The 17,499-nt window shown below is 69.5% G+C and carries 9 protein-coding genes; 6 read left to right on the forward strand and 3 right to left on the reverse strand.

What is annotated here, in order from left to right:
* Positions 1-127: 127 nt before the first annotated feature.
* On the reverse strand, positions 128-3,466 hold the full coding sequence (locus tag AB0C82_RS24860) for a S8 family peptidase (RefSeq protein WP_362845809.1): 3,339 nt from the start codon (positions 3,464-3,466) through the stop codon (positions 128-130).
* Positions 3,467-3,731: 265 nt separating this feature from the next.
* On the opposite strand from AB0C82_RS24860, the gene AB0C82_RS24865 reads away from it, so the two are divergent.
* Together AB0C82_RS24865 and AB0C82_RS24870 are read left to right on the forward strand one after the other, a co-directional pair.
* Positions 3,732-4,106: a PadR family transcriptional regulator gene (locus AB0C82_RS24865; protein ID WP_362845811.1), complete on the forward strand. Its 375-nt coding sequence runs from the start codon at positions 3,732-3,734 to the stop codon at positions 4,104-4,106.
* Complete coding sequence (locus AB0C82_RS24870) at positions 4,103-4,702, forward strand: hypothetical protein (RefSeq protein WP_362845813.1); 600 nt, start codon at positions 4,103-4,105, stop codon at positions 4,700-4,702. Before AB0C82_RS24865 ends, AB0C82_RS24870 begins: the two co-directional genes overlap by 4 nt.
* 223 nt (positions 4,703-4,925) lie before the next feature.
* Here the strand turns inward: AB0C82_RS24870 and AB0C82_RS24875 are convergent, their stop codons facing one another.
* Complete coding sequence (locus AB0C82_RS24875) at positions 4,926-5,300, reverse strand: hypothetical protein (RefSeq protein WP_362845815.1); 375 nt, start codon at positions 5,298-5,300, stop codon at positions 4,926-4,928.
* A gap of 252 nt (positions 5,301-5,552) precedes the next feature.
* Here AB0C82_RS24875 and AB0C82_RS24880 point away from each other — a divergent pair, with 252 nt between their 5' ends.
* A complete protein-coding gene (locus AB0C82_RS24880) occupies positions 5,553-6,695 on the forward strand; it encodes a S1 family peptidase (protein ID WP_362845817.1) in 1,143 nt (380 codons plus the stop codon).
* A 480-nt stretch (positions 6,696-7,175) separates the two neighbouring features.
* Here AB0C82_RS24880 and AB0C82_RS24885 read toward each other — a convergent pair whose 3' ends face one another.
* Complete coding sequence (locus AB0C82_RS24885) at positions 7,176-7,463, reverse strand: hypothetical protein (RefSeq protein ID WP_362845819.1); 288 nt, start codon at positions 7,461-7,463, stop codon at positions 7,176-7,178.
* A gap of 344 nt (positions 7,464-7,807) precedes the next feature.
* Here AB0C82_RS24885 and AB0C82_RS24890 point away from each other — a divergent pair, with 344 nt between their 5' ends.
* The 3 genes from AB0C82_RS24890 (at position 7,808) to AB0C82_RS24900 (ending at position 17,398) form a co-directional block, all read left to right on the forward strand.
* Positions 7,808-8,818, forward strand: coding sequence for a LacI family DNA-binding transcriptional regulator (locus AB0C82_RS24890; RefSeq protein ID WP_362845821.1), 1,011 nt, complete (start codon positions 7,808-7,810; stop codon positions 8,816-8,818).
* Between the two features lie 715 nt (positions 8,819-9,533).
* On the forward strand, positions 9,534-12,911 hold the full coding sequence (locus AB0C82_RS24895; protein WP_362845965.1) for a CARDB domain-containing protein: 3,378 nt from the start codon (positions 9,534-9,536) through the stop codon (positions 12,909-12,911).
* Positions 12,912-13,108: 197 nt separating this feature from the next.
* A complete protein-coding gene (locus AB0C82_RS24900) occupies positions 13,109-17,398 on the forward strand; it encodes a discoidin domain-containing protein (protein WP_362845823.1) in 4,290 nt (1,429 codons plus the stop codon).
* Positions 17,399-17,499: the final 101 nt, after the last annotated feature.

Raw genomic sequence — 17,499 nt, forward strand, 5'->3', positions numbered from 1 at the left:
CACGGCACGGAGCGGCCCGCCGGAACCTCCGTTCCGGCGGGCCGCTCCCCCCCAACTCACCTGCCAGGCCCGCACCTTCGAGTCCCACCCGATCGTGCGGCACCGGCGTTTTCGGCCAGGCGCCCGCCTACTTGCCGAAGAAGGCGTTGTGGATCGTGACCGCCGACCGGTTGCCGTCCTTGCCGGTGACGACGGCCTTCAGCGAGATCGCCTTGTCCTTCTCCGGGGCGCGCACCGTGATCCTGTTCGCGCTGACCGGGACCTGCAGCCAGTTCTCGTCGTCGTACGAGACCAGGACTCGCAGCGCCTTCAGGTTGGCGCCGGCCGCCGCGCCCTGCACCTGGACGGGGACGGTCTGCCTGCTGCCCGCCGGAACGGTGGAGTCCAGCGCGAGCTGCGGCAGGAAGCGGACCATGGAGGCCGGGAGCGTGGTCGGGCTCTCCGTGCGGGCCGAGTTGAAGGTCCACGAGGCGTCGATCCGGGTTCCGGTGCGGTTGAACCTCGGGTTCCGGTGGATCGTGGTCGACACCTTGTACGCGGCGGAGTCCGACGGCAGCGTGAAGGGCTCCTGGTCGATGGCGACGTCCTTCTGCGCGTACAGCTGTCCGTTGCGGTGGACGGTGGTGCTCGCACCCGAGTACTCGACGAACCCGGAATGGCCCGCCCCGTCACTGACCAGCGGCAACGCGCCGTAGATGTCGTCGCCGTCGCGCACGATCCCGTCGTTCGCCGTCATGCGCGGCCCGAGGACACCGACGTTGTAGCTCTCGGTGTACGTCACCCCCGCCGCGAACCGCTGCGGCCCGCCGAGGTCGTACGCCGCGTCGAAGCTCCGGTATCCGGCCGGGTCCGTCTCGCCCAGTACACCAGCGGCGATGTTCCAGGCGGCCCCGTCGGCCGTGGACAGGTAGACGTTGCGCGTACCCGGTGCCGCCTGCACGGCGAAGGGGGCGTCGTAGCCGCCTCCGTAGTCCAGTACGCCGTGCGCCGCGAGTGCGCCCTGGAGGCCGGGAGCGGACGACCCGATCCTGGCCTTCACGAGGGCCATGTCCTTGAGCGTGTAGGTCTTGCTGTAGCCGGTGGCCAGCTCCTGGACCGGGCCGCCGGTGAGGACGTTGTACTCGCTGGTGCCCCGCTCCCAGTGAGCGGACCACTGCTGGGTGAGGGCACCGTCGTCCATCTTGGGACCCTGGTTCGCGGTCCGCAGGTTGTCGAAGCCGCTGAACTCACCCCCCTCCATGATGAAGTACTCGGGTGTGCTCAGCGTGTACATCATTCCGGCACGCGTGGGGCGTGCGGCCGCGTCCGGTACCTCGAAGTTCACGGGCCGGGTGGTCCGGGCGTCGAGGGTGACCGTGGTGGGACCGTTCACCGAGAGCTGCGGATTGTTGATCAGATCGGCACCCTTGCCCGGGGCCGCGGGGTCGACCAGCATGTCAGCGGCGAGGCTGTAGGTACCGCGCGGCAGCCGGACCGTCGCGGACCCCGACGAGAGGTCGGGGAAGAACCGCTGGCCCGCGGCGGAGTCGCGGTAGCCCTTCAGGTCCGCGTGCCAGGTGGTGCTTGCCGCACCGTCGCGGCCGATGGTGTTGAAGGTGACGTCGTACGACTCGCTCTCGCGCTCCACCGCGGCCGCGGTGCGCACGGTCTGGCCGCTTCCGGACGCGACAACCGTGGTGGAGTACGAACCGTCGACCGTACCGCCGATCCGGGTGTCGGCCGTGAGGTCCACGGTGGCACTGCCGCCCGCGGGGACCGTGATCCGCTGCGCGTCGAGGGTGAAGAACCCCTCCGGGGCAGGCTGCCCGTCTCCGCCGGTGGGCTCCGCCAGCGACAGATCCAGCGTCACGTCGGCGGTGCCGTTGTTCCGGTAGCTCACCTGCTCGGTGACGGGGGTGTCGTCGGTGTGGGGCCACTGCTGGATACCCAGGCTGACCGAGCCCGGTTCGGAGACGAGCGTCTGATCGATCGCCTTGTCGACTGCGAGCCGACCCGCACCCTGCTGGAAGACGGAGTGGGGGCCGCCCTTGGCCGAGCCCATCAGGACGGCCTTGATCTGGGCACCCGTCCACGTGGGGTTCTTCTGCTTGAGGATCGCCGCGGCGCCCGCGACGTGCGGGGTCGCCATCGACGTGCCGTCCAGACTGACGTACCCGGGAGGGTCCTGCCCCGGCATACCGGAAGCCGCGGCCGCCGTGATCGCGACGCCCGGCGCGGTGACGTCGGGCTTGACGGCACCGTCCCCGGTGCGGGGCCCGACGCCGGAGAAGTCGGCGATCCGGTCGTCGTCGTCGACGGCGCCCACCGTCAGCGCCGCGTCCGCGCTGCCCGGCGACGCGACCGTGCCCCGCCCCGGCCCACTGTTGCCCGCGGCTATCGCGAACAGGACGCCCTTCTCCGTCGAGAGCTTGTTGACCTGGGCTTCCAGCGGGTCGATCCCAAGGGTGTCGGGGCCGCCCAGGCTCATGTTGATGACGTCGGCACCCTGGGCCACGGCCCAGTCGACACCCGCGAGAACGGCGGAGTCCTCACCGACGCCCCGGTCGTCGAGCACCTTGGCGTTGATCAACTGGGCTGCGGGCGCCACGCCTTTGAACCGGGCGTCCTCAGCCCCCGTACCCGCCGCCACAGAGGCCACGTGCGTGCCGTGTCCGACCCTGTCGCGGGCGTCCGGGGAGCCGCTGAAGTTACGCTCCGCCACCACCCGGCCCGTCAGGTCGGGGTGGGTCGCGTCGATCCCCGTGTCCACGACGGCGATCTTCACACCTGCCCCGTCGTACGAGCGGGCCCAGGCCGCCGGTGCCCCGATCTGGCCGGTGCTGCGGTCGAGCGATGCCTTGCGTACGCCGTCCAGCCAGATCTGCGCGATGCCGGAGGTCGCCGCTGCCGAACCGTTGTCCTTCTCACGGGTCAAGGCGTTCCACAGTGAACTCGTGCCGGCGGTGGCGCCGGTGACGGCATCCGCGTCGAGGGCAGACAGGGTCCGGCGGACGGTGGTGCCGTCGGAGGACCGCACGTCGGCGCGGGCGGAGCCGGCGGCCGAACCCCGGTAGCCGACGATCACCTTGAGCCCGGCCCTGTGTGACTTGCGGCTCTCGGCCTTGGCGAGTCCGGTGATGTCGAACAGCCGCTCGTCCAGCGTGCCGTCGGCGATCAGCCGTCGGGCGTCACGCGGCACCACATAGGTACGGCCGTTCTGGGTCCGGGTGAAGAACGGTACGTCCTCCCGGCCCTTCGCCCGCTGGATTCCACCGACCCGGCCACGGGAGTCCACGACGACCCGGTCGCCGGTGATCAGGGTGACGGTGTGCATCGTCCTGCCGGATGCCCCCAAGTCCCTGGCGGAGAACGGAGACGCCGTCTCCTGGCCGCTGGTTCTCGCCGAGGCCGGGCCGGTCACGCCGGCCGTCAGTGCGACGGCGGCCGCAGCCACGACGGCGTACACCTGCTTTGATCGTTTGCGCAAGATTGCCCCTGGTCAGGAGTGAATCGGGCGGGCGAAGGCCCAGCCCGCACGGGGCGTATTCGGATACGTGTACGACCCCGGGGCGCTTAATGATGCCGGGGCCGCTCGGACGCACTCAATGATCGTTGTGTAACAGCCGTGCCGAACGGCCAGGCTCGCGGGGGCGGTTGTGCGGCGCCCGGGCCCTCACCCCTTTGCCCGCCTTATCGGCCCCACAACCCACCCGCCTTCCCATTCACTTGCCGGACCAGGTATCTTGCATCGCATGGAACCAGGTGATTCGACCAAGCAGGCCCGGGCAGCCGCCCAGCTGCGCAAGGGTGTCCTGGAGTACTGCGTACTCGCCCTGATGCGGGACCGCCCCCGCTACGGCGTGGAACTCCTCCACGCCCTGGAGGACTCCGGCGCCCTGGCCACCAGCCAGGGCACGGTCTACCCGCTGCTCTCCCGGCTCCGCCGCGACGACCTGGTCACCACCACCTGGCAGGAGTCCGCCTCCGGCCCGCCCCGCCGCTACTACGCACTCACGGACAGCGGCCGCGCCGCACTCGACGAGTTCACCCGGATCTGGCCCGGCTTCCGCGACGCCGTCGATGCCTTCCTGACGCACCCGAACCCCACGACCGGAGACCCCGCATGAAGACCTCTGCAGACCCCGTACGCGACTACCTCTCCGCCGTCGAGCGCGAGGCCTCCGCACTCCCCGCCGACCGCCGCCAGGAACTCCTCGCCGACCTCGCCGAACACATCGAGGTGACGCGCGCCGAACGCCCCGACGTACCGATAGGCGAGGTCCTGGCTGAACTCGGGGACCCCCGCACGATCGCGGCCACCGCCCTGGCCGAAGCGGGACACGGTCCCGCCGGGGCCTCGGACCAGGGCGGCGCCTTCGCACCCGCCAGGCGCGGCAAGGTGCACCCGCTGGTCCCGCTCCTCCTGCTCACCCTCCCGTTCCTCGTCGCGGCGGTCCTCCCCGACGTCCCCGCCGCACAGTTCTGCAGCACCTTGTTCCGCGTCATCGGCGCGGTCCTGCTCTGCACGTCCGTGCACTGGACCTCGGCCCAGAAGACCACCGGCGTCCTGCTCACCGCCGTCCTGCCGACCGCCGCCATCAGCATCTGGATCTCGTCCAGCGCCGCCCAGGCGAGCGACAGCACACCTCACCTGGCCAACCTCGCGACGCTCGTCCTGCTGGCCGGTACGGCAACATGGCTCTGGCGGATCCGCCGAGCCTGAGACGTTGCTCCCGGGCCCGCTCGGGCAAACACCTGCTGAAGACTGGCTGGGGGCTGACAGATCGCGCGGACGCCGGGACGGCGACACGTCAACAGACGTACGAGGAACCGTCGCCTTCCGGACGGGCAACGCGGCACTGAACTCCCCCTCCAGGAAGAGAAGTTCGCGGCATCGGATCGGATGAGCCGACCGCGACCCGTCGCGGAGCGGCCGCCGACGGTTCCTAGCGGGTCAGCGTCTCGAAGCCCACGTCCGCGCAGTACTGGACGACGCGCCCCTCCGCATCGGAGTCACCGTTCTTCATCGCTGCCGCCGTCGCCTCGGACAGGGTGCGGCCTGCGCCGACGGGTTCGTCCCGGAGCGGTCGCATCGCGAGGAAGGCGTCCTGGGCGACCGCCCCGGCCTTGTCGTACTCTGCCGCCTCCGGCGTTTCCGTTCGCGCCGCGTCCCGCGCCTTCTGCCACGCGCCCAGCTGCGCGCAGTAGTTCTCCCGATGCGCGGCCAGCCGCTGTTCGTCTCTGCCCTCGGACGAGGAACAGCCGGCCGCCACTGCCGCCAGGGCGAGGATCGGGACCATTGCCTTGAATACGCGCACCACTTTGCCCCCGCTGAAACTTTCCGCTCGCCACAGTCCCCCGCAACTCCCGCCGCAGAATACGCGGGTGACATCTCGTGGCCGCAGCGGTTGCCTGACCCGGCTCCTCCGTCCACGCCCGTTCCACCCGTCGGCGACCAGCCGCGCGGGGCTCGGTTCTTGGTATGGACCTGACATTACATCGCCGCTAACGTGACTTCCGGCTCTTTGTTGAGAGCGCTCTCAACGCGTTCGTCCCCCACCTATGGAGGCCTCGTGAAACGCTCGACTTCCCTGCGTGCCGCCGCAGCGGCCCTGTTACTCACTGTCGGACTCGGCGGCGCCCACGCCGGTACCGCCCAGGCCACCCCCGCCGCCGCCCCACCCATGGCTTCGGCCGGACTCTTCGAAGCCATGGGTCAGGACCTCGGACTGACCGCTGCGCAGGCGAAGGAGCGGCTCCGCGCCGAGAAGGCCGCCGCAGCCGTCGAGCAGAAGGCCCGGAAGACCGCCGGCGGGGCGTACGGCGGATCCTGGTTCGAACCGGCCACGGGCCGACTCGTCGTCGCCCTCACCGACCGCTCCGAGGAGGCCGACGTCCGCGCTCTGGGTGCGGACACCCGGATCGTCCGCCACAGTGCCGTCGCGCTGGACCGTGCCAAGGCCCGGCTGGACAGGCTCTCCGCGCCCGCAGGCGTGGCCGGCTGGCACGTCGACCCCGAGGCCAACAGCGTCGTGGTCACGGTCGTACGTGCCGAGCGGGACGCGACCGCCGTTCGCTCCTTCGTCGAGGAGGCTCGCGGAAACGGACCCGTCACCGTCGCGGAAGCGGCCACGGCTCCCCGTACGTACGCTGCGGGCACCGTCGGCGGCGACCCGTACTACACGGGTAACGTCCGCTGCTCGATCGGCTTCTCCGTGCACGGCGGGTTCGTGACGGCCGGTCACTGCGGGAGGGCCGGGGCGGCGGTGCGCGGCTGGGACGGGTCGGCCATGGGCACCTTCCAGGGCTCTTCGTTCCCCGGGGACGACTACGCGTACGTGAGCATCCACAGCGGCTGGTGGACCGTACCGGTCGTCCTCGGCTGGGGCGCGACCCCGGACCGGCTGGTTCGCGGCTCGGGCGAGGCCCCGGTCGGCGCCTCGATCTGCCGCTCGGGTTCCACGACGCGCTGGCACTGCGGCACCGTGCTGGCCAAGAACGAGACCGTCAACTACAGCCAGGGCGCAGTCCACCAGATGACGAAGACCAGCGTCTGCGCGGAGGGTGGCGACTCCGGTGGTGCCTTCATCAGCGGTGACCAGGCGCAGGGTGTCACCTCCGGTGGCTGGGGCAACTGCTCCTCGGGCGGCGAGACGTGGTTCCAACCGATCAACGAGATCCTCGGCAGGTACGGCCTGACCCTCCACACGGCCTGACCTCCACACGGCCTGGCTGATCACCGGTGCACGGCCGCGGTCCACGGCCGTGCACCGCGTGGACAACCGGCTCTCGCCGGGCGGGGCCGGGCGAAAGGTGACCCGGGTACCTCGGTGAATACACCACCCAGACGTATGACATGAACGGGTGTTCGGGCTGGATGTACGAGAGCGCCTCCTGACCCGTCCGCCCGCCGGCCGTGTCGAGCGCCGGCTGCCGGTACCTGTCACCGGCAGCCGGTCGCGGTCCGCACCGTCACAAGGTGCTGTCCACCAGCGGGGCTGGGCCGAACCAGGCAGCGATCAGCTCGCCCTGCGGCAGTCCCGCCAGGCCAGGAAGGCAGGTGCCGCGATGCGGCTTGAGCGCGATGGGGGCCCGTTCCTCCGTGCCCGCTACCCGCACCGCACGAGCGTCCGAACCGCCCCGGCCACCACTCGGACGTAGTCCGGTTGGCCACAACGCTCTCTGTCGAACCGCACTCAGTCGAGACCACGATGAGCGGCCCACAGCGCCGCGCCACGGTCGGCGGCATCGGCGACCAGGGCCGCCAGTCCGGGGTCGTCGGGGACAGGGAACGAGACGTACGCGCCCCGGCCACCGGCGACCGGTCGCCCGTATGCCTTCACGGCGAGCCGACCGTCCGGGAGGAGCCGGACGTTGAGCGTGGTCAGTGTGAACGCCTCACCGCGTCGAGTGTCCGTCCACCGGAGCGCCTGCGGGATCGTCACATTGATCGCCAGAGCACTGACTTCCAGTTCGCCACTCATGGACGAACGATCTCACGTGAGCAGCCGTCAGCCGTCAGCCCGGGATGACACCGCCGGGACGCCCGCTCCACCGCACCGTCTCCCACGCGGGCCGCACACCTGTGGACTTGACGCGCTCCCTGGTGGAAGCCCACGGGCAACCCGTACGCATGGAACCGGCCCTTGCGGGTGCCTGTCATAACTTGCGAAAGCCGACCGGAAAGGTGACCGAACACGACCACTCACCCGTAGGGCCTCCACGCGCAGGGGCCGCTCACACACCTGAGCTCGGAAGAAACGCCCAGGTGATGAATACGCCTGAGCTGACGCAATCGACTTGCGGTTCTTGCGTTATCCTTGCGCTCATGACGCGACGACTTGCTCAGGTGGCCAAGAAGGTGGGGGTCAGCGAGGCTACGGTCAGCCGGGTACTCAACGGCAAACCGGGTGTCTCGGACGCGACGCGCCGTTCCGTCCTGACGGCCCTGGATGTGCTCGGGTACGAGCGTCCCACCCAGCTGCGCGGGGAGCGGGCGAGGCTGGTCGGTCTGGTGCTCCCGGAGCTTCAGAACCCCATTTTCCCCGCGTTCGCCGAGGTCATCGGAGGAGCCCTGGCGCAGCAAGGGCTCACGCCCGTGCTGTGCACCCAGACGAAGGGCGGCGTCTCCGAGGCCGACTACGTGAACCTTCTGCTGGAGCAGCAGGTCTCCGGGGTCGTCTTCGCGGGCGGGCTCTTCGCCCAGGCCGACGCGCGCCATGACCACTACCGGCACCTGGCCGAGCGGAAGATCCCGGTCGTGCTGATCAACGCCCCCATAGACGGCCTCGATTTCCCCTGCGTGTCGTGCGACGACGCCGTCGCCGTGGAGCAGGCGTGGCGCCACCTGGCCTCGCTCGGGCACGAGAAGATCGGTCTGGTCCTCGGTCCTTCCGATCACATCCCGTCCCGGCGCAAGATGGAGGCGGCGCGTGCAACGGCCCGTGCGGCCGGACATGTACTGCCCGAGGAGTTCATCGAGCAGTCGATGTTCTCCCTGGAGGGGGGACAGGCCGCTGCCGCACGACTGCTGGAGCGGGGGGTGACGGGCATCGTGTGCGCGAGCGACCCTCTCGCCCTGGGGGCGATCAGGGCTGCTCGCCGGCGCGGACTCGGAGTGCCTTCCGACGTTTCGGTGGTCGGATTCGACGACTCCGCGTTCATGAACTGCACCGAACCCCCGCTGTCGACCGTCCGGCAGCCCATCGAAGCCATGGGGCGGGCGGCCGTCGAGCTGTTGTGTGCCCAGATCCAGGGCGCCCAGATGCATCCCGGCGAGCTGCTCTTCGAGCCCGAACTGGTTGTACGCGGCTCCACGGCACGGCCCCCGGCGGCCTGACTCCTTCACGTACGTGCGCGCAGCCGCGTCCTGCGCCCGTCATGCCGCCCGGCACACGGGCGCAGGACACCGCTCAGGCCATGCGCTGACGCGAGCGACTGCCCGGCGGCAGCCGGAGCGCGCTGCGGGAGCGGGGAACCCGCCCGCTCGGCGCCGGGTACTCCCCGCCGCTGTCCCCCCTGACGTACGCGCCCGCGTCGGCCCCACGAACCCCCCGGACGGCCCGCGGGTATCCGCGTCGGCGCGCCGACGTATCGCCGGGTTCCCCACAGGGAGAGCCCGCGCGCACCCGACGCCTCCCCGGCCCGACGGCCGGCGCCCGTAGACGCGTGGATGCGCGGCCGTCGCTGACCGCCGCGCGCCGGGCTGCCGTACGGCGACGCCGATGCCTCCTACAGCCGGGATCCGTCGCATCCCGCTGACCTGGCGAGACCTCGGGCGACAACTCCCATGTGTGTCAGCCCCGTTGACAAACCAGCAGCCTAAGAGAAACCTGTCACCTCGTCGACGCAAAATTTCGACGGATTCACTCAAAAGTTCCATGCAACCTCCGACAACCCCCACCAGAGCAGTGTCAGGTTCATGGCGAAAGCCGTGGTCATCGCCCGCGGCGCACAGATCTGTACGCACGTCACCCCACCAGGCACCCAGGTGTACCCGGTGGGCACGGAGCTGCGCCCGGACGCCGGACAAGGAATCAGAGGACTTCATGAGCATGAGACACCAGCGCTGGCGCATGGCCGCCGGCTCGGTGCTGGCAGGCGCCATAGCCTTCGGTCTGCTGCCCACCCCCGCCCACGCCGCCGGCGCCGCCGAAGGGCCGAACCTGGCGCTGGGCAAGACCGCCCGCGCAGGCGGGAGCCACGGCGGCTATCCGGCCGGCAACGTCACGGACGGCAGCCAGGCCTCGTACTGGGAAGGTCCCACGGGCACGCTGCCCGAGTGGGTCCAGGTGGACCTCGGCGCCGAGGCCGACGTCAACCGGGTGGCCCTGAAACTCCCTTCCGCCTGGGAAGCCCGTAGCCAGACCCTCAGCGTGTTGGGGAGCGACGACGGGACGTCGTTCACCCCCCTGTCCGGAGCAGGCGCGCGCGCCTTCGACCCGTCGAATGCGAACACCGTCAGCATCCCCGTCACGGCGACCGGCGTCCGGTTCGTGCGCGTGCAGGTCTCCACCAACAGCGGTTGGAACGCCGCCCAGTTGTCGGAGCTGGAGGTCTTCGGCGAGGACCCGGGCCCGGTCGACCCACCCCCGGTGAACGGCTCCAACCTGGCACGTAACAAGCCGATCGAGGCATCGTCCTCGACGCAGACCTACCACGCACCGAACGCCAACGACGACAGCACGGCCACTTACTGGGAGTCCGCGGGCTTCCCGTCGACGCTCACGGTGAAGCTCGGATCCAACGCCGAGGTCGAGGGCGTCGTGGTCAAGCTCAACCCTGACCAGGTGTGGGGCGCGCGTACCCAGTCCATCGAGGTGCTCGGACGCGAACAGTCCGCCGCCGGCTTCTCCTCGCTCAAGGCGCGCGCCGACTACGCCTTCAGCCCCTCCTCGGGCGGGAACACCGTCACCATCCCGGTGACCGGCCGCTACGCCGATGTGCAGCTCAAGTTCTACGCCAACTCCGGAGCGCCCGGCGCCCAGGTCGCGGAGTTCCAGGTCGTGGGAGCCGCCGCGCCCAATCCTGACCTCACGATCACCGATCTGACCTGGTCCCCCTCGTCGCCCTCCGAGACGGACACGGTCGAGGTCGGCGCGACGGTTCGCAACGCCGGCACCTCCGCGTCCGCGGCGACGGCCGTGAACGTCAGCCTGGAAGGCGCCGTGGCGGGCTCGGCCCAGGTCGGCGCACTCGCGGCGGGAGCCTCGGCGACCGTCAAGGTCCCGGTCGGCAAGCGCGCGATGGGCAGTTACACCGTGTCCGCCGCCGTCGATCCGGCGAATACGGTCGTCGAGCAGGACGACACCAACAACAGCAGGACCGCGGCCTCGAAGCTGGTCGTCGGCCAGAGCCCCGGCCCGGACCTCGTCGTCACCGGCATCACGTCCAGCCCTGCCGCCCCGGCCGTGGGTGCCCAGGTCTCCTTCGCCGTACAGGTCCAGAACCGCGGCACGAGCGCGGTAGCCGCCGGCAGCGTCACCCGCCTGGCCGCCGGGAGCACCACACTGAACGGCGCCACAGGATCGATCGCCGCGGGCGCGAGTGCCACGGTGCCGATCAGCGGAACCTGGACGGCCGTCAGCGGTGGCGTCACACTCACCGCCACGGCGGACGCGACCGGAGTCGTCGCCGAGACGAACGAGAACAACAACGTCCTGTCCCGGTCGCTGGTCGTCGGACGAGGTGCGGCCGTCCCGTACACCGAGTACGAGGCCGAGGACGCCCGTTACGAAGGCACTCTGCTCACCTCGGACACCAAGCGCACGTTCGGGCACACCAACTTCGCCACGGAGTCCTCCGGCCGCAAGTCGGTGCGTCTCTCCTCCACTGGTCAGTTCGTGGAGTTCACCTCCACCAACGCGGCGAACTCCATCGTCGTGCGCAATTCGATTCCGGACGCCCCCTCGGGCGGCGGCGCCGAGGCGACGATCAGTCTCTATGCCGACGGACAGTTCGTCCGCAAGCTCAACCTGTCCTCCAAGCACAGCTGGCTGTACGGGAAGACCGACGACCCCGAAGGGCTGACCAACACCCCGCAGGCCGACGCGCGGCGCCTGTTCGACGAATCGAACGCCCTGCTGGCGCAGAGCTACCCGGCCGGTACGAAGTTCCGCCTCCAGCGGGACGCCGGTGACACCGCCTCGTTCTACGTCATCGACCTGATCGACCTGGAACAGGTTGCGGCGCCCTCGGCCAAACCGTCCAGCTGCGTCTCGATCACCGAGTACGGAGCCGTGCCGAACGACGGTCTGGAGGACACCGACGCCATCCAGCGCGCGGTGACGGCGGACCAGAAGGGGGACATCGAGTGTGTGTGGATCCCGGCGGGGCAGTGGCGCCAGGAGAAGAAGATCCTCACCGACGACCCGCTGAACCGGGGCACCCACAACCAGGTCGGCATCCGGGACGTGACGATTCGCGGTGCGGGCATGTGGCACTCCCAGCTCTACACGCTCACCCCGCCGCACCTGGCGAGTGGCATCAACCACCCGCACGAGGGCAACTTCGGCTTCGACATCGACGACAACACGAAGATCTCCGACATCGCCGTCTTCGGCTCGGGCACCATCCGGGGCGGTGACGGCAACCAGGAGGGCGGAGTCGGCCTGAACGGCAGGTTCGGGAAGGGCACCAAGATCACCAACGTGTGGATCGAGCACGCCAACGTCGGTGTCTGGGCGGGCCGTGACTACTCGAACATCCCCGAGCTGTGGGGACCGGGCGACGGCGTCGAGTTCAGCGGGATGCGCGTGCGCAACACGTACGCCGACGGCATCAACTTCGCCAACGGCACCCGCAATTCGACGGTCTACAACTCGTCCTTCCGCAACAACGGTGACGACGCGCTGGCGGTGTGGGCCAGCAAGTACGTCAAGGACACCTCCGTCGACGTGGGCCACGACAACCACTTCCGCAACAACACGATCCAGCTGCCCTGGCGGGCCAACGGGATCGCCGTCTACGGCGGCTACGGGAACACGATCGAGAACAACATCATCGCCGACACGATGAACTACCCGGGCATCATGCTCGCCACCGACCACGACCCGCTGCCCTTCTCCGGGCAGACCCTCATCGCCAACAACGCCCTCCACCGGACAGGCGGCGCGTTCTGGAACGAGGACCAGGAGTTCGGAGCGATCACCCTGTTCGCCCAGGGGCAGGGCATCCCCGGGGTCACGATCCGGGACACCGACATCCACGACTCCACGTACGACGGCATCCAGTTCAAGACGGGTGGCGGTGAGATGTCGAACGTCAAGATCACCAACGTGAGGATCGACAAGTCCAACAACGGCTCCGGCATCCTCGCCATGAGCGGCGCCAGGGGCAGCGCGACGCTGACGAACGTGACCATCACCGGTTCGGCCGAGGGCAACGTCCTCGTGGAGCCCGGTTCGCAGTTCGTCATCAGCGGGAACGGCTGACCCTTCCCCCGCCCGGTGATGCCTCACCGGGCGCGCCTCCGGTGCCGGCCGCGACGGCGGCACCGGAGGCGGCGGGCGGCACCGGTCGCGGACCAGGCATGTCACTCCGCGGCCTCCCCCGCCCCCGCATTCCTGTGAACGAATCCGACTGAGCCGTGCGTTGTCGCCGACGGCGACGAGGCCGGGAACGAGGGCAGATGAGAATCCGGAACTGGAGATCGCGGAGCCTGAGCGCCGTGATCGTGACGAGCCTCCTGACGCTGGGAGGTCCGCTGATATCCGCTCAAGCGGCGGGAGGCCCCAACATCGCGCTCGGCGATCCTGCCGCCGCGAGCAGCGCACTCGCCGAGTTCGGCGCCAGGAACATCACCGACGGCGACCAGGGCTCCTACTGGCAGAGCTCCGGCAGCGCCCTGCCGCAGTGGGTCCAGACCGACCTCGGCAGCGCCGCACGGGTGGACCAGGTCGTGCTCAGGCTTCCCGCGAGCTGGGAGAGCCGCAACCAGACCCTGTCCGTCCAGGGCAGCGCCGACGGCACGAGCTTCACCACCCTGAAGACCTCGGCCTCCTACGCCTTCAGCCCCGGTTCGGCCAACACCGTCACCGTCACCTTCCCTGCCGTGCAGACGCGCTTCGTACGCGTCGACATCACGGCGAACACCGGGTGGCAGGCGGCCCAGCTGTCGGAGCTGCAGGTGCACGCCGCCGAAGGGTCCTCGGGGAACCTGGCCGCCGGACGCACTCTGACGGCGAGCAGCCACACCGAGACCTATGTGGCCGGCAACGCGAACGACGGCAACAAGGCCAGCTACTGGGAAAGCCGCAACAACGAGCTGCCCCAGTGGCTGCGCGCCGACCTCGGCTCGGCCGTACCCGTGGACCGCGTGGTCCTGCGACTGCCCGACGGCTGGGGCACACGTACCCAGACCCTGAAGATCCAGAGCAGCGACAACGGGACCGACTACACGGACCTGACCGCGGCCAAGGCATACGAGTTCGCCGCAGCCGGCCAGAACTCCGTCACGATTCCCTTCGGCGCGACCACCGCCCGCTACGTCCGGGTACTGGTGAGCGCGAACAGTCAGCAACCAGCCGCTCAGGTATCCGAGTTGGAGGTCTACGGACCGGTGACCGGCGACGTGCAGGCGCCGGCCGCACCCTCGGGTCTGGCCCTCACCGAGCCGGGTTCCGGCCAGATCCGGCTGGTGTGGAACGCGGCGACCGACAACGTCGGCGTCACCGGTTACGACATCTACGCCGACGGCAGGCTCCTGACCAGCGTCGCCGGCAACGTCACGACGCACACCGACAACAGGCCGGCCGGCCAGACGGTGTCCTACTACGTGCGCGCCAAGGACGCCGCGGGCAACCAGTCGGGCAACAGCAACACCGTCACCCGCACCGGTGACACCGGTGACACGCAGGCGCCCACAGCTCCGGCCGGTCTGGGGTTCACCGAACCGTCGGCCGGACAGATCAGACTGACCTGGACCGCCTCCACCGACAACAAGGGGGTGACGGGGTACGACGTCTACGCCGACAACGTCCTCCGCAGGAGCGTCGGCGGTGACGTCACCACCTGGACCGACAGTCAGCCCACGTCGGCAACCGTCACCTACCTCGTACGGGCCAAGGACGCGGCCGGCAACGTCTCGGGGGACAGCAACGCCGTCACCCGCACCGCGTCGACCGGGCAGGGTTCCGACCTGGCCGTCGGCAAGCCGGTCAGCGCCTCCTCATTCGTCCACGCGTTCACTGCGGAGAACGCGAACGACAACAACCCGGCGACGTACTGGGAGGGCGCGGCCGGCAGCTACCCGGCCACCCTGACGGTCAAGCTCGGCACCGACGCGGACGTCACCGCCCTCGTCCTCAAGCTCAACCCGGACTCCGCCTGGTCCACCCGCGACCAGACCGTCCAGGTGCTCACCCGCGAGCAGGGCGCGTCCGGGTTCACCTCCGTGGTCGCGGCGAAGGCGTACACCTTCAATCCCTCCGGCGGCAACAGCGTGACCATTCCGATGGGCGTGCGTGCCGCGGAGGTCCAGCTCCGCTTCACGTCCAACAGCGGAGCGCCGTCGGGCCAGCTCGCGGAGTTCCAGGTCATCGGCGTCCCGGCGCCCAACCCCGACCTGGAGGTGTCCGCTCTGGCGGTCTCCCCGTCCGCACCGGTGGAGTCCGACGCCGTGACCGTCTCCGCCACCGTCCGCAACAGCGGCCGCCAGGCCGCACCGGCCAGCGCCGTGGCCTTGCGCCTCGGCGGGACGAAGGTGGCCACCGCTCAGGTGGGAGCGCTGGCGGCCGGCGCCTCGGCCACGGTCGGTGCCTCTATCGGCCGGTGGCCCGCGGGCAGCTACCAGCTCAGCGCGGTCGCGGACGAAGCAGGCGCCGTCGCCGAGCAGAACGAGACCAACAACACCTACACCCACCCCACGGCTCTCGTGGTCAAGCCGGTGGCGAGTTCCGACCTGATCGCCACCGCGGTCACCACGTCGCCGTCGAGTCCGGCGGCCGGTGACGACGTCACCTTCAAGGTCGCTGTGAAGAACCAGGGCACGGAGCCCTCGGCCGCCGGCAGCCACGGGGTGACGCTGGCCGTCGTCGACGCCAAGGGCGCCACCGTGAAGACGCTGAGTGGCGCGCACGCGGGCACGATCGCCGCGGGTGCGACCACCGCGGCGGTGAGCCTGGGCACCTGGAAGGCCGTGAACGGCTCCTACTCGCTCAAGGTCACCGTCGCGGACGACGCCAACGAACTGCCGGTCAAGCGGGAGAACAACACCTCCGCCCAGCCACTGTTCGTCGGACGGGGCGCGAACATGCCGTACGACATGTACGAGGCGGAGGACGGCACGGCCGGCGGCGGGGCGCGGGTGGTCGGCCCCAACCGGACGGTGGGTGACATCGCCGGTGAGGCGTCGGGCCGCGAGGCCGTGAACCTCGACGCGACGGGAGAGTACGTCGAGTTCACCACCCGAGCGAGCGCCAACACCCTGGTGACCCGGTTCTCGATCCCGGACGCGCCGGGCGGCGGCGGTATCGACTCGACCATCAACGTCTACGTCGACGGCGTCATGAAGAAGGCGCTGCCCCTGACATCGAAGTACGCCTGGCTGTACGGGGCCGAGACCGAGCCGGAGAACTCCCCGGGTCTCGGCGGACCACGTCACATCTATGACGAGGCACACATCATGCTCGGCGAGACCGTCCCGGCCGGATCGAAGATCAGGCTGCAGAAGGACGCGGCCAACACGTCCACGTACGCGATCGACTTCGTCAACCTCGAACAGGTCGCCCCGGTCGCCAACCCGGATCCGGCGACGTACGCGGTGCCGGCCGGCTTCACACAGCAGGACGTGCAGAACGCTCTCGACAAGGTCCGCATGGACCCCACCGGCACGTTGGTGGGTGTGTACCTGCCGGCAGGCGACTACCGGACGTCGAGCAAGTTCCAGGTGTACGGCAAGGCCGTCCAGGTCGTCGGCGCGGGGCCCTGGTACACCAAGTTCCACGCACCCTCGACGCAGGACAACACCGACATCGGATTCCGGGCGGACGGGACGGCGAAGGGCTCCGCCTTCCGGAACTTCGCGTACTTCGGCAACTACACCTCACGCATCAACGGACCGGGGAAGGTGTTCGACTTCGCCAACGTGTCGGACATCGAGATCGACAACATCTGGAACGAGCACATGGTGTGCCTCTACTGGGGCGCCAACACCGACGGTGTGACCATCAAGAACTCCCGGATCCGCAACATGTTCGCCGACGGTGTCAACATGACGAACGGGTCGACGGACAACCTCGTCTCCAACAACGACGCCCGGGCGACCGGCGACGACAGCTTCGCACTGTTCTCCGCGATCGACGCCGGAGGCGCGGACATGAAGGGCAACCTGTACGAGAACCTCACCTCGACCCTGACCTGGCGGGCTGCGGGCGTCGCCGTCTACGGCGGCTACGACAACGCCTTCCGCAACATCCACATCGCCGACACGCTCGTCTACTCCGGCATCACCATCTCCTCGCTCGACTTCGGCTACCCGATGAACGGCTTCGGGACCGAGCCCACCACCTTCGAGAACATCTCGATCGTGCGGTCCGGCGGACACTTCTGGGGCTCGCAGACCTTCCCGGGGATCTGGGTGTTCTCCGCCTCGAAGGTCTTCCAGGGGATCCGGGTGAGCGACGTCGACATCGTCGACCCGACGTACAGCGGCATCATGTTCCAGACGAACTACGTCGGCGGCAGGCCCCAGTTCCCGGTCAAGGACACCGTTTTCACCGACGTCTCGATCACGGGGGCCGGCAGGAGCGGGGACGCCTACGAAGCCAAATCGGGCTTCGGTGTCTGGGCCAACGAGATGCCTGAGGCGGGGCAGGGGCCGGCGGTCGGTGAAGTCACCTTCAACGGTCTGAAGCTGGACGGCAACGCGGTGGACATCAGGAACACCACATCCACCTTCAAGATCAACATCAATCCGTAAGGGCGCCTTCCCGGTCAGCCGGGAGCACGAGGGCTGGTGCAAGTCTTTTGCGGGGCTTGCGCCAGTCTTTGCGTTCAGTCCATCACCCCTCGTGCCACAGA

This window comes from Streptomyces sp. NPDC048560 (genome assembly GCF_040650955.1).
Classification (GTDB): domain Bacteria; phylum Actinomycetota; class Actinomycetes; order Streptomycetales; family Streptomycetaceae; genus Streptomyces.

Coding starts and splice junctions, on each gene's coding strand:
- AB0C82_RS24885 (WP_362845819.1), bottom strand. CDS start 7,463: ATGAGTGGCGAACTGGAAGTCAGTGCTCTGGCGATCAATGTGACGATC.
- AB0C82_RS24865 (WP_362845811.1), top strand. CDS start 3,732: ATGGAACCAGGTGATTCGACCAAGCAGGCCCGGGCAGCCGCCCAGCTG.
- AB0C82_RS24895 (WP_362845965.1), top strand. CDS start 9,534: ATGAGACACCAGCGCTGGCGCATGGCCGCCGGCTCGGTGCTGGCAGGC.
- AB0C82_RS24870 (WP_362845813.1), top strand. CDS start 4,103: ATGAAGACCTCTGCAGACCCCGTACGCGACTACCTCTCCGCCGTCGAG.
- AB0C82_RS24900 (WP_362845823.1), top strand. CDS start 13,109: ATGAGAATCCGGAACTGGAGATCGCGGAGCCTGAGCGCCGTGATCGTG.
- AB0C82_RS24890 (WP_362845821.1), top strand. CDS start 7,808: ATGACGCGACGACTTGCTCAGGTGGCCAAGAAGGTGGGGGTCAGCGAG.